Here is a 13,663-nt window from a genome sequence, read left to right as displayed (position 1 = left end):
AAATAAAAATAAACGCAATAAAATTAATTAAAAAAAGATAGTACACCCAATAGTGCAATTCATCCACAACTTGCAGAAGTTGTGGTATTCTTGCATTTTTAAGATAAACCATAACTGTAACGCCAGATATTTCCCAAACAGCAGCACCTATCATCGACAAAAGGAAAGCAATCCTTGAATTCCATTGATTTTGACTGTTCATTTATCTTTACCAATATCTTCTTTTAAGAGATAATATGTGAATCCTGAATTTAGATATTCCACCAGTGCGTTTTTTACCGATTGCAATAGTTCAGATACCTCATTCGCCGTAGATGCTGTTTCGAATATTTCCGAGAAATTCCTTTTCATCATCAGTCAAATCTATTCCATCAAAATTGTCCTTGGCAAAACGTCTAGTACGAATTAGAAAGACCAGAATTAAAGTCAATAAGAAAGACAATACGCTGGCTATTGGAGATACGAATGCCAATAAAAGAGATAGCAATGAACTAATTACCGGAGCCAACAAAAGATAGAATAATGTTAATGTAATGCCTCTAAGATACAATTTCAAGTTCGGCAATTCGGCTCCATCAGTATAGGAATCGTGCATGGCCGTTTTTAATTCCTCCTTACTGTCGAAATAACGTTTAAAATTATTTTTTATCAGTAATAAAAACATCAGTATGTACAGCAAACTGATTGCCAATATCAATAATGAAAAGAAGAGGTTTACATTGGTGTAAGTATAAAACTTAAAAAAGAATCCTGTTGCAAACGGTATCAGACAAACAGCCGCCATGGTGAGCATATTCAATGTCAATATGCCGTAGCTTATCTTACTAAAACTAAAAAGGATAACTGTGTTTTCCCAAAAATTGTATACAAGATAAAAACTTATGAAATATATCAAAACAGATGGCAACAGATAATTGATGAAGTATTCATTTAAAGCAACCCCTGATGAGATATCATAGATTGTAGGAACCGCAATTTCCAAAACAAGAATTGTCATTGCGATTGCAAAAACACCATCAGTAACGGCAGCATGCCTGTCATTTGAACTGTTTAAAAATCTACTTTTAGCCATCAATATAAAATACTGTTTTTTATATTATTTAATTTTTTGTGAAACTTCAAAAAAATAGGAAATGTGTCAAAAATTCTTCATTCTAATTTAAAAGCATTATAATTTTTTGTGGAATATATCCTCATCAAAATTCAACATTGCTTTTATATGCATTCAATGCCAAACATATAAATGATTACAATGAAAAAAATAATTAAAATTTTATTTGCAATTCTGATATTATTAATTATTTTTGCAGGAATAACCACTTTACTACAAAAAGACATTCTACAAAACGGTTCAGGTTTAGATGAGTATACCACAATAATCGGAAACAACTCCAATGGAACCGTTTATAAAATAACATGTGGCAATGCATCATCCAGCGATACTGCAATAATGATATTAGGCGTACACAGTCTTGAAAGCGGAATTCATAATGCCACAAATGAAACAATAATGAAATTTACTAAGGAACATTCCCTTAATAAAAAGTTTATCGTATATTTCATTAAACTTAATTTCAACGATAGCGGAATGAATACAAGCGATTATGATACCAATAGACATATGGGAGAGCTGTTAGCCCATGAATATGTCCTTCCAGATATTGAGAAATACAACCCTTATATTATCGTTGACGCTCATGAGATGGAATCCTATTGGGACACCCAGAGATACGTTGGCGTTATTGATAATAAATCAAGCGTGACAATGGAGTATGCAGGAAAGATAGGTGAAAATTTAAGCTATCCTGTACTTAAGGTCAAAACGGGGACTTCACCAAAATGGGTGACAAAACCCCTTGTCAAAAAGAACCATAATGTGGTCTTATTTGAAACAGCTCAAATAGACAGCCAGAAGAATAAGACAAAAACCGCAATTGATTTGGTTAGAACCATTGATAAATTGCCGGTTTATTGAAGATGGATGGTTTAATAAGGAACATGAAAAAAAATAAAAAAAATTAGAGATTAATTAATCTCTTTTTTTTGATTTTGAATTTTTTAACTATCTTATCCCCATCATATGACACCTGACACTTGTATGTTTTGCCTTTCTTAAGCTTTAAGAAAACCTTTTTACTTATTTTGAATTTTGCAACACCCTTTTTATTGGTTTTTGAGACATACTTTTTGCCTTTGAATACTAAAAGCACTTTTTTAGACTTCATGATTTTGCCGTTGACATTGCTTAATGTTACAACAACCCTGAGGCTTTTGGATTTCAGCATTTTTATGCTTGCCTTAATCATGTGATTGATCTTAATCGTGTTTGAAACCTCAATATTGTCGTATCTTGCAGTTATCCTATATTCCCCTGCTTGAAGTTTAGTATTAACATTCAATGTGGCATAACCATTATTGTCAGTGATGCATTTGTAGCTGATTCCGTTGAATATGATGTCAACTGTCTGTCCCGCTGCAGGTTTTCTGTGAAAAGTCAGAAGAACCCTATATGAATAGCTGTTTGAATAGACAATTTCGGCATCCCTATTCTGACTGAATTCAGGGAACGGCTTCAGATTGACTACAGTCATCACTGAGGATTTGCTGGCTGAAGAGTACTTGCCGTCACCGGAATAGGTCAGTACAATACTGTATTCGCCATCACCCAATTTAGGGACTTTTATTGCAGCACTGCCGTTGACAACCTGAGTTGAGTATTCTGTTCCATTGACATTCACCATAAATGTTCCTGTTGCATCATCAGGCAAATCAATGCTGAAGAGAGGCTCCGGATTGTTGGTGAGCTTCGGAACAACAATATTATCCAATTTTGACTCTATCATGATGGTGAGATTGTAATTTCTTAAATAATGCGCATAATTGTAATCGCCGGAATAGTCAACAGTGACATTATGCTTGCCCAGACTTAATCTTGGGGAAGTGATGCTGGCACTGCCGTTTACCAACTGTGCGGAATGTATTTCATTGTCGATGATTACAGTGAATGTTCCTGTTGCATCATCAGGCATATTGATGCTGAAGACAGGTCTTGGATTGATGGTGGCTTCGGGAACAACCAGATTTTCATCTTTAACATGAACCAGAACTGCAAGGACATAATCCTTTAAATAAGGAGCATACTTGTCATCACCGGAATAGCTGACAGTGACATTATGATCTCCTTCACTTAATTTTTGGGCAGTGATAATTGCAGATCCATTATCCAACCCTTCAGAATACATTTCCTTGTCGATGATTACAGCAAATGTTCCAGTTGCATCACCAGGCAAATCAATGCTGAAAACAGGTTCCAGACTTTCTGTCCTTTTAGGAGCAGTTATGTTTTCGCTTACATCGATTAGAACGGTAATGTTGAGGACATTTGAATTCGCATCATTGAACATGTTATTGTCTTCAAATATCCCCCTTAGGGAATATTTTCCCGGAGCCAAACCAGCAATATCATATAATGTGGTTTTGCCACTTACGGACACATTGTATTCATCATCGTTCACATACAGCTTCAATGAGGCTTTTGCAGCAATGTTATTGGTATAATCCAAGTTTATTAAAAGTGTTAATATTTCACCCTCGACAATCCTTTCCCTTTTTGAGGAAATTGTGAAATTGGTCAAAACCATTTTAGGGACATTTACTATGCTTATCATCTTCTCCACTTCACTGTAATCATATCCTGTTGAGATAACCCTTTCGCCTGGAGATTCTATGGTATAGTTGTAAAGGTATACCCCATCGACACAATCAATTTCATCAACATCCTCATCATTTATGCTGAATCTGAAATACGGATCATAAATCAGATTGCCGTTGTCATCCACAAAAGTGGCATTCAGAGTCAAGACATCCCCTACCTCTGCAGAAATGGTTTGATTTCCCAATATGATTACTTTAAGATAAGAATCGATTATCTGTCCGTTGTATATTTCGGCATTGGCTGTGCTGATGTTATTGTTGGACAACTCCAGATACCCGTCATTCATGATTGCGCTTCCGTTTGATGCATTATTTGCATTAAATCTGGAATTGGATATTGTTATCAGATCAGATGACTTTATATATACTGCTCCCCCTTCGTCGGCGGAATTGCTTTTGAATGTGCAGTTATCAATTGTGCCTTCATCAATGACATTTAAGACTATGGCACCGCCCTTACCGGTAGCTGAATTTCTTGAAAAGAGAGAGTCTTTAATGTCCACATCAAAATCGCCCGGACACACCACAATTGCTCCTCCTCCCAACAGAAAATCATCAATTCCATTGGCTTTGTTATCCTCAAAGGTACAGTTGTCAATTTCCAAATCGAATGACAGGGCATAGATTGCACCACCGAAATCGGCAATATTTCCTTTAAAAATCGTGTTGATTATCTTTAAAAGATTGTCTCCATAATTTAAATATCCATATGATAAGATTGCTCCTCCCAATGACCCGCCATTATCTGCAAAATAGGAATTTTCAATATATGTATTGCTGTATGTTGCAACAGCTCCTGCCAAATAGTTTGATTCATCAACAACATCCTCTAAATTATTTGTTATGTTTGAATTAGATATTGACAGATACTCACCATAATTGCATATGGCTGCACCGCCATCAAACTCCTCCGAAACCGGCAAGGTAATAGAATTATTATCGAATACTGAGTTGGTTATATAAACTTTACCTTCAGAATATAGTGCTCCTCCAGATTCGGCAATGTTTTCGAAAAAGTTGACATTATTGATGTAAAGCGTTGAATCCCTGTCAACATAAACGGCACCGCCCTCATCATAAGACCCACCAATCAAGGTGATGTTATTCAATGTGGCTTCAGCACCATACAAATCAAACAAGAAGATTCTTGCCAAATTCTTACCGCTGATGTTGTGGCCGTTTCCATTAATTGTTATGGCATCTTCAACATAAACCCCATCAAGGAAGTAATCCCCGTCAATAGATTCTGAGTATGCAAAATCATAAGACAGATTCAATTCGCCTTCAGCGTCATCAATCTGCTGCTGAAGGTCAGTGAATGTTCCCCTGATTTCGTTTTGCGAATCATCCCTCAACAGATTATCATCCTGAACTTCAGACTTTAAGCTGTCCTGAGCATTTTCATCCAATGCCTGCACATCCTCTGAAAGAGGAACGTCTTCATTGACTGAAGAGTCATCAAGAGAGACGATATCCTCAATGCTTTCTGCACTGATTGGTGAAATTATCAAAATGCTCACCAAAAATAGCAAAAATATAAAAATTTTTTCCTTATTCATCATAAAAACCCCAATTTAAATTAATTTAAAACATACAATAACTAATAATATTTAAAACAGATAAGATATATTTTACTAAATTGGCCGACTCGACTAACCATTTCATCAAAACATTTAAACATTTTAAATTAAATAATTATTATTAATTCTAATTCAAAAAAAGATGATATTATGCCAGAAACAGATTATTTGAAAATACCCCAAAACAGAGTGGGGGCATTAATCGGAAGCAACGGTAATGTGAAAAAATCCATTGAAAAGGCAACAGGAACCATATTGGACATTGACAGTGATGAAGGAACAGTATATATTACCCCTAGAGATGATATGGAAGACCCATTGGGAGTCTGGAATGCAAACCATATCGTTAAAGCAGTGGCCCGTGGATTCAACCCGGAGGTTGCCCTTAAGCTTGTCAGCGATGACATTTATCTTGAAGTAATCAGCTTGCCGTTATATATCGGCAAATCCAAAAAGGCTCTTGCAAGACACAAGGGAAGGATTATCGGAAAAGACGGCAAAACACGTGAAATCATCATGGAAATGGCCGAAGTAGACATGGCAATATATGGAAAAACAGTTTCACTCATCGGTGAAATGGACAACATCATGGTTGCAAAGGAAGCCATTGAAATGATTTTAAACGGGTCAAGGCACAAATCAGTTTACGGATTCTTAGAACACAAAAAAGAAGATTTGAAAATGAGAGAATTCAAGGACCTTGTCGGAATTGATGATGATAAAATCGAGTTCAGGGACGGCATCGACTTTGATGAGAAAGATTATTAGGAGTTGAATGCTCCTATTATTCCTCATACACATACCAATTTGTCAATTTTTCAGGATTGACTACAATACCAATTTCGGCAAAAAGTTCTTTGAGTTTATAATACCCCGTTACAATATTTGGATCTTTAACTCGTTCACGAACTTTTTTTCTATATTCCGGAGAGAGCAATTTCTTTTTATTATAACCGGCATCTCTTATTACCTTAACAGAATCACCCATATTAGATTCAGCCATTTAAATACCTCCTAGTTAATACGATATTTGACTTTTTATTTATATAACTTAATAACTTATCCCCATAACATTTATTAAGATTATTGATTAACAGATAACCTTTTTCAAAATCACAGTTTAAAATCTCAAAGCATGCTTCAAAATAACAATTTGCTTTTATGCGAATTTCTTCAATTTCTTCATCATCAAAAATTACCTCATTAGATTTTAAAATCCATAATTCGTTTCGTGTAGATATTAATTCAAATTCTTCAAAATCAAAACCCAACATTTGAAAATTTTTACCGGATGGTGGAGAACAATAATTATCCGGATGATTATGGATGGATGCAATATGCATACTTTTTAATACATCTGGAAAAACTTCAGTTTCAACCTTATCCCTATCAAAATCATCAGAAAAATTACAAGAGATTATATTCCCAGTAATATAATCAAATAGAAGCATGCATTCGTTAGGTAAATTAAAAGTTTTTCTCCTAAAGATGTCCACTGTTTTAACTGCCAGTGGAGAAAATTCATCAGGCAAGTCATCTTCAGTCAGTGGAGAAATTGACCAATTAATTGGCAAGTGTCTATATCGTTCATATTCAGGATCCATAATTTTTGCGGTTGCAGGAATCAGAAAACCTCCTCGATTGTCCTTGTGAAATTCTTTAATCGAATCAAAGAGTTCCTCCAAATGAAGGTAATGAACTATTTTTTTGAAATTTATCATGGATATCATGCTTAGTACATTATAATCAAAAACTATATAAAAGTTTACTTGGCAATCAAAGCAATTTTACAAAGTGAAAACAATTTTACAGTCTCAGACAACTTTTTTGCTAATGGAACTATAAATGGATATCAAATCAAATTTCACCCATCAAAGAAAGATTACACGCCCAAATCAATTAAAATAATACTTTCCTATAAAAATTATATCAGTACTTAAAAACTTTTATATACTTTAACCGACATATATAGATAGTGCAATGTAAATACTATGTTTTTTACTTGTTTTTAAATTATTATTTTACCACATATTTAGATAAGATAGATAGGGTAGGGTATGAATATTACTTTTCAAATGCTCTCTCACTTTATTTAAATATAACCATTATAATAAATTTAAACATACAAAAAATAAGGAGGAAAAATTTTGGCTCAACAACAAATGGGATTAGATTGGGAAGAAGATTTTCAAAGATTGACCCCATCTGAATTCTTTAGAAAAAACAAGCAGATGTTGGGATTTACTGGTAAAATCCGTTCATTGACTATTGTATTTCACGAACTGATTACAAACAGTTTTGATGCATGTGAAGAAGCAGGAATCCTGCCTGACATTGATATCGAATTAAAACGTGTTGACAAAGAACATTACATCCTAAGACATAAAGATAACGGTCCCGGAATTCCTGAAGAATACGTAATGCAAGTATACTGTATGATGTTTGCAGGATCCAAATTCAGAAACATACAATCCAGAGGACAACAGGGTTTAGGTTGTAGTGGTTGTGTACTCTTATCACAAATGACTACCGGTAAGCCTGCTCGCGTAATTTCATGCTACAAAGATGGAGATGAAATTAAAGGCGTAAAAATGAAATTCCAAATGGATGTTAAAAACAACCGCGGAATTTTAATGGAAAGGGAAGATTATCCTGCCGAACAAACCGGTGTATGCATCGAATTACAGTTCAAAGAGGTTTCATATTCCCTTGCAGAACAAGGTGCATTCGAATACATCAGAAGAACCATGATCGGAAACCCTCATGCAAAAATCACATTCAGGGACCCATCCGGACACAAATACATCTTTAAAAGGGCAGCAGACGTTGTTCCTGTACAACCAAAAGAAGTGTTGCCTCACCCTAAAGGTGTGAGTGCCGACGATTTAATGACCATGGCTCAAAATACCGACAGCAGAAGATACAAAAGTATGTTAACTTCTTCAATGTCCAGAATGTCAAACAAAAGAGCTGATGAAATCGCCGAAATGACTGGAATCGACATGAACAAACGTCCAAGAGACATGACTTTCCAAGAGGCAGAAGCTATCGTCCACTGCTTTAAGAAAATGAAATTCATGGCTCCGCCAACCGACGGACTTATACCAATCGGATCAGAGCAAATCGAAAAGGGTATGAAACAAATCCTTAAACCGGAGTTCGTAACAACAATCACAAGAAAACCCGTAACATATCAGGGTGGTGTTTCATTCATTATTGAAGCCGGTCTTGCATATGGCGGAGATGCCGGAAGGGTTGTAAACGAGAAAAGAAAATCTGAAATCATGAGATTTGCAAACAGAGTTCCATTGACATTCGACGCAGGAAGCTGTGCAATTACAGAAGCTTTAAAAAGTATTGACTGGAAACGTTACGGTTTAAAAGACATGGACAATACTCCATTGACTTTATTTGTAAACATTATCTCAACTCAAGTGCCATATCTTTCAACAGGTAAGCAAAGTGTATCACCTGAGCCTGAAATAGTTCATGAAATAAGACAATCAACCATGAAATTGGCACGTAAACTGCAAAAACACTTAAGAGCCAAAAGAGCCGCCAAAGAAAAGGAAAAACGTTCAAAAGTATTTGAAGAATATGTTCCGGTCATTATTGAAGAAGCCGCAAAGCTCGGTGAAACCGGAGTTCCGGAATACCATGAAGTGCTTGCAAAAGTAACAAAAAGGGCTCTTGCAGAGTTGCTTGGTGAAAAAGTTGAAGAGGAAGAGGAAGAAGAAGAACTTGACGCAATCATCATGGAAGAAGTTGACGAATTTGGCCATGCAGTTGAAGAAGGTCAATCCGCATTAGACAGCTACGAAGAAGATGATGTTGAAGATGGTTTTGAGGATTAGGTGATTTAAATGGCTGAAAAAAGAGGAAAATCACATAAAGAGGAAAGGAAGGAATACACATTCAATAAGCTTAAAGGATTAGGTCAAGAAATTATTGAAGACATTGAAAAAAATAAAGTTCCTTCAGTTAGAGTTCCGTCTCGTGGTACTGGAAACATTGTTTATGATGAAGCTAAAAGATACTACGTATTAGGTGACAGATACGGTAAAAGATCATTAGGTAACGTAAAGCAAATCAGAAAAATGGGCCAAATGGTTTATGTTGCTAATTTCTGTAAGGATTTGGTTGCCCGTGAAAAAACCGCTACCATAAGGGAAATGTACTATGTTTCCGAAGGTTGGGGAATAAGTTTCAAAAACCAGCAGGAATCAAACATTGTCGGAGAAGACCTGGAAGTGACTCTAGGTACTACCCGTGAGGATTTAGGATTAATGCCTGAAGAGGACGGTGCATCCGTTTACGGAGACCTAACCCTCAATGATGAAGTGGAAATCAATGCTGCAAAAATGGGAAAATCCGGTTATACCATCTCACCTACAATAGACCAGGTAGATTTCCTTGACCATAATGTCGATAAGGTATTGGCAGTGGAAACAATGGGAATGTTCCACAGATTGGTACAGGAAAATGCGCATAAAAGATTCAACTGCTTAATTGTTGGGCTTAAAGGACAGGCTGCACGTGCTACAAGAAGATTCCTTAAAAGAGTCAATACAGAACTTCACTTACCAGTCTATATCTGTAACGACGGAGACCCTTGGGGATTCCACATTGCACAGGTAATTATTTCCGGAAGTGCAAAATTAGCTCACGTTAACAAGGACCTTGCAACTCCTGACGCTAAATTCATTGGAGTAACAGCATCAGACATCATCAATTATGATCTGCCAACAGATAAGCTAAAAGATGTTGACGTTTTAAGGCTAAAAGAGCTTTCCAAAGACCCAAGGTATAAAGATGATTTCTGGCAAACAGAAATTAAAAAGATGCTTAAAATTGGTAAAAAAGCAGAACAGCAATCTTTCTCAAAGTATGGGTTAGAATACGTTGTAGACGAATATTTCCCAGCTAAATTTGAGGAAATGGAAAATCAAGCATAGTCTTGAAATTTTCCTTCTTTTTTTATTTTTTTAGAAGAATTTAAAAAATTAGCGAATTATTCTTATAAGAATAATAAAGAAATTATATAAGCTAAAGAAAAATTCTTCAGCTAAAAGTTTTCTATTCCAAATTTAAAATTTTATCGAATCCTGACATTACCAGAATCTCATTTATAGCATCATTGACCTTGATGACAAATGGAATGCCTTCAGGTTTTAGTTTTTTTTCAGTTCCGACCAAAACCCTTAAGCCTGCACTTGAAATATATTCCAAATCAGTGAAATCAACGATTAAAGAATTAAAATTGCCCATTTCATCGGCAATTTCATTTTCAAAATCAGGAGCAGTTACTGTATCAATTTTACCTTCAGCTATAATAGTCAATTCTTTACCGTCATAATTTTTTGTAAGATTCATCATACCACCAAATTGTCTTTCATATAACTATTTGAAATTCAAGCATATATCTTTTTCCGAAATATTTATATACTAACTTTAACATATACCCCCACAGGTATAGGATGTGATACTATGAAAGAATGTATGGATAGTGAAAATCTACACAGAAGACTCAAAAAAATCATCGGCCAGATCAATGCAATTGACCGAATTATTGATGAGGACATTCCATGTGAACAAATATTAATGCAGGTTAATGCATCAAAATCAGCATTGCATAAGGTTGGACACATTATTGTTGAAGGACATCTTGAACATTGCGTGAAGCAGGCCATTAAAGAGGAAGATGCAGACGAAGCAATAAGTGACATTTCAACAATTATGGAATACTACTCCAGACTTTAATTTTTTTTAAAGTGACCTTATACCCTATGGGGTATACCTATACAATTGGAGTCGATTAAAATGAAGTTTACAAAAGAAGAAAAAATAGACATTGTGCTTATTACAATTTCAGCAATAAGTCTGATTACAAGTTTTATTCTGTCCATAGATTACATATCCTGGATTGCAGTAATCTTATGCGGACTGCCGATTTTCAGGGAATGTGGGGAAGGATTGATTAAAGAATTTGACATTAAAGCAGACTTGCTGGTCTCACTTGCAATTATCGCATCACTCATGATTGGAGAAGTATTTGCGGCAGGTGAAATCGCAACAATCATGGCAATTGGTGGATTTCTGGAAGAATATACCGTATCAAAGACACAGGGAAGAATTGAAGAGCTTGTAAAAATGACTCCACAAGTCGCAACAAGAATTGAAAATGGAATTGAGGAAAGGATATCTGTTGAAAAAGTGCAAATTGGAGACATGCTAAAAGTATTGCCCGGTGAAAGCATCCCGACTGACGGAGTTATCGTTAAAGGTGAAACCTCAATCAACCAATCCACATTAACCGGGGAATCCTTGCCTGTTGATAAGAAAGAAAATGATGAAGTATTTAGCGGAACTCTAAATCTTTACGGATCATTTATCATGAAAACAACAAAAATCAGCCAAGAAAGCTCATTTCAAAAATTAATCAGATTGGTTGAATCATCCGAACCTGAAAACTCCAGAATCGTTAGAACCGCAGACAAATGGGCAACAATGATAGTCGTAATAGCATTCACATTAGCTGTATTGACATATCTGGTCACATTCGAGATAACCCGATCCGTTACAATCCTTGTCGTATTCTGCCCATGCGCACTGGTTCTGGCGACACCAACAGCAATAATGGCAGCCATCGGAAACCTTACCCAGCATGGAATTCTTGTAAAGGACGGAGAATCTCTTGAAGAGCTGGCAAAAATTGACGAACTTGTATTCGACAAGACAGGAACATTGACAAACGGCACCCCAGAAGTCATTAGGATAATATCCGACAATCCAAAGGAAATGATGCATTTGCTTGCATCACTCGAATCAAAATCAGAACATCCCCTGGCAAAATCAATCGTCAAATATTGCAATAATAATGAAATAGCAGATGTTAGCGACTTTAAGATGCACATCGGCAAAGGCATCAGCGGAACAATAAACGGATCAAAAGTACTAGCCGGAAATAAAAAGCTCCTAAAATCAGAAAACATTGATTTGAAATCAGATAGGGAACCTCAAAATGGAGAAATTCAAATATTTGTTGCAAAGGACGGTGAAATACTTGGAAGCATAGAACTTGCAGACACAGTGCGCAAAAATTCAAAAAGAACAATAACCCAATTAAAAGGATTGAAAGTCAAAACAACATTGCTTACGGGAGACAATGAAAAAACAGCACAGCATATCGCAAAGCAGGTTAAAGTCAGAAACGTCATATCCAACTGTCTGCCAGAAGACAAATTAGAATATATCAAAAGAGAACAGACTCTCAAACACAGGGTGGCAATGATTGGAGACGGCATAAATGATGCCCCTTCCCTCAAAAAGGCCAATGTTGGAATAGTAATGGGAGATATCGGAAGTGACGTCAGCATTGAGGCTGCAGATATAACATTGGTCAATGACAATATTGAAGACATTCCCCACCTAATCGGAATAGCCAGAAAAACAATAAGAATTATCAATATGGGAATAGGATTTGCATTGGCCCTGAATATCACTGCAATGGCATTGGCGATTTTAGGAATCCTAAATCCAATCGAAGGAGCACTGATTCACAATATAGGGTCCGTTATCGTGATCATATACTCATCAACACTTGTCAGATACAAGCTTTCAAGAAGAGACTGCAGACAGCCTGGAAAGTTAGGCATGACTAAACATTTAAATAAATCAAAAGTATAATATTAACTATCGACAATTAGGTGATTTATCATGGCTGAAAAAGAAATTAAAGTAGTGGGCATGCACTGCCCATCATGTGTAAATGCTGTAGAATTATGCTTAAAAGACGTTGACGGAATCGAAGATGCAAAAGCAGATTTAGATTCAGGAATTACAACAATTACAATGTCTGACGACGTAAGTGATGCAGACATTAACGAAGCCGTTGAAGAAGCGGGCTTTAAAGTAGAATAATCATTCTACTTAAATTCTTTTTTTAAAATATTCAATATTTCATTGTTTTCGCCAATCAAAAGATTGTGCCTTACATCATCAAAGACAAACAATCTGGAATTTCTAATTTTGCCCTGAAGCTCTTTTTGTGATTTCAATGAAGTTATTTCATCGTATTTTCCTGCAAGAATCAATGTCGGAACATCAATATTGGACAATTCATCCCCAATGTCAAAATTCAGGCAGGCATCAATTGCCATGATATATGCCGAACATTGGCAGATTTTGAAGCCATATCATTTAACATTTCAATTTCCGCTTTATTCTGCTCATTGAACCACCCCATCCTATAGAGGATGGGGATTCCTGAATTTTTTCACTTAATAATGGTTAATTTAAGTATTTTTTCAGGCTATCCCCGTTGAACCAGCGGTTTAGAATATTAATTGCTGCGTTTGTGTCCCTATCAA

General features: G+C 35.8%; 14 protein-coding genes. 7 read left to right on the top strand and 7 right to left on the bottom strand.

Annotated features, from left to right (window positions below):
- Together QZ138_RS09610 and QZ138_RS09605 are read right to left on the bottom strand one after the other, a co-directional pair.
- The coding region (locus tag QZ138_RS09610) for a hypothetical protein (protein ID WP_292888822.1) at nt 1-202 on the bottom strand (202 nt) is incomplete at its 3' end.
- A 99-nt stretch (nt 203-301) separates the two neighbouring features.
- Nucleotides 302-1,072: a TMEM175 family protein gene (locus QZ138_RS09605; RefSeq protein ID WP_292888821.1), complete on the bottom strand. Its 771-nt coding sequence runs from the start codon at nt 1,070-1,072 to the stop codon at nt 302-304.
- Nucleotides 1,073-1,252: 180 nt separating this feature from the next.
- Here QZ138_RS09605 and QZ138_RS09600 point away from each other — a divergent pair, with 180 nt between their 5' ends.
- Nucleotides 1,253-1,975, top strand: a complete 723-nt coding sequence (locus QZ138_RS09600) for a hypothetical protein (RefSeq protein ID WP_292888820.1) — start codon at nt 1,253-1,255, stop codon at nt 1,973-1,975.
- A 43-nt stretch (nt 1,976-2,018) separates the two neighbouring features.
- Here QZ138_RS09600 and QZ138_RS09595 read toward each other — a convergent pair whose 3' ends face one another.
- On the bottom strand, nt 2,019-5,225 hold the full coding sequence (locus QZ138_RS09595) for an Ig-like domain-containing protein (protein ID WP_292888819.1): 3,207 nt from the start codon (nt 5,223-5,225) through the stop codon (nt 2,019-2,021).
- A gap of 219 nt (nt 5,226-5,444) precedes the next feature.
- Here QZ138_RS09595 and QZ138_RS09590 point away from each other — a divergent pair, with 219 nt between their 5' ends.
- The gene (locus QZ138_RS09590; protein ID WP_292888818.1) at nt 5,445-6,062 is read left to right on the top strand and encodes a KH domain-containing protein; all 618 of its coding nucleotides are present in this window, start codon (nt 5,445-5,447) and stop codon (nt 6,060-6,062) included.
- Nucleotides 6,063-6,078: 16 nt separating this feature from the next.
- Here the strand turns inward: QZ138_RS09590 and QZ138_RS09585 are convergent, their stop codons facing one another.
- Nucleotides 6,079-6,297: a hypothetical protein gene (locus QZ138_RS09585; protein ID WP_292888817.1), complete on the bottom strand. Its 219-nt coding sequence runs from the start codon at nt 6,295-6,297 to the stop codon at nt 6,079-6,081.
- Nucleotides 6,290-7,024, bottom strand: coding sequence for a hypothetical protein (locus QZ138_RS09580; RefSeq protein WP_292888816.1), 735 nt, complete (start codon nt 7,022-7,024; stop codon nt 6,290-6,292). The genes QZ138_RS09585 and QZ138_RS09580 overlap by 8 nt, the downstream gene beginning before the upstream one ends.
- A 432-nt stretch (nt 7,025-7,456) precedes the next feature.
- Here QZ138_RS09580 and top6B point away from each other — a divergent pair, with 432 nt between their 5' ends.
- Together top6B and QZ138_RS09570 are read left to right on the top strand one after the other, a co-directional pair.
- Nucleotides 7,457-9,148 (top strand): DNA topoisomerase VI subunit B, encoded by a 1,692-nt coding sequence (gene top6B, locus QZ138_RS09575; RefSeq protein ID WP_292888823.1) that lies wholly within the window; start codon nt 7,457-7,459, stop codon nt 9,146-9,148.
- A gap of 9 nt (nt 9,149-9,157) precedes the next feature.
- Nucleotides 9,158-10,249 (top strand): DNA topoisomerase IV subunit A, encoded by a 1,092-nt coding sequence (locus QZ138_RS09570; protein WP_292888815.1) that lies wholly within the window; start codon nt 9,158-9,160, stop codon nt 10,247-10,249.
- Between the two features lie 121 nt (nt 10,250-10,370).
- Here the strand turns inward: QZ138_RS09570 and QZ138_RS09565 are convergent, their stop codons facing one another.
- Entirely contained in the window at nt 10,371-10,667 is a 297-nt protein-coding gene (locus QZ138_RS09565) for an STAS domain-containing protein (protein WP_292603937.1), read from the bottom strand.
- Nucleotides 10,668-10,781: 114 nt separating this feature from the next.
- On the opposite strand from QZ138_RS09565, the gene QZ138_RS09560 reads away from it, so the two are divergent.
- The 3 genes from QZ138_RS09560 to QZ138_RS09550 are packed head-to-tail and all read left to right on the top strand — an operon-like array spanning nt 10,782 to nt 13,214.
- Nucleotides 10,782-11,054 carry a metal-sensing transcriptional repressor gene (locus QZ138_RS09560; protein ID WP_292888814.1) on the top strand — a complete coding sequence of 91 codons (273 nt, stop codon included), beginning with the start codon at nt 10,782-10,784 and terminating at the stop codon, nt 11,052-11,054.
- A 60-nt stretch (nt 11,055-11,114) separates the two neighbouring features.
- Nucleotides 11,115-12,980: a cation-translocating P-type ATPase gene (locus QZ138_RS09555; RefSeq protein WP_292888813.1), complete on the top strand. Its 1,866-nt coding sequence runs from the start codon at nt 11,115-11,117 to the stop codon at nt 12,978-12,980.
- A gap of 54 nt (nt 12,981-13,034) precedes the next feature.
- On the top strand, nt 13,035-13,214 hold the full coding sequence (locus QZ138_RS09550; protein ID WP_292888812.1) for a heavy-metal-associated domain-containing protein: 180 nt from the start codon (nt 13,035-13,037) through the stop codon (nt 13,212-13,214).
- A gap of 5 nt (nt 13,215-13,219) precedes the next feature.
- Here the strand turns inward: QZ138_RS09550 and QZ138_RS09545 are convergent, their stop codons facing one another.
- A complete protein-coding gene (locus tag QZ138_RS09545) occupies nt 13,220-13,453 on the bottom strand; it encodes an alpha/beta fold hydrolase (protein WP_292888811.1) in 234 nt (77 codons plus the stop codon).
- Nucleotides 13,454-13,663: the final 210 nt, after the last annotated feature.

The sequence above is a fragment of the Methanobrevibacter sp. UBA212 genome, assembly GCF_905233225.1.
Lineage (GTDB): Archaea > Methanobacteriota > Methanobacteria > Methanobacteriales > Methanobacteriaceae > Methanocatella.
The sequence above is the reverse complement of the archived record's forward strand: the minus strand, read 5'-3'. Positions and strand labels throughout refer to the sequence as shown.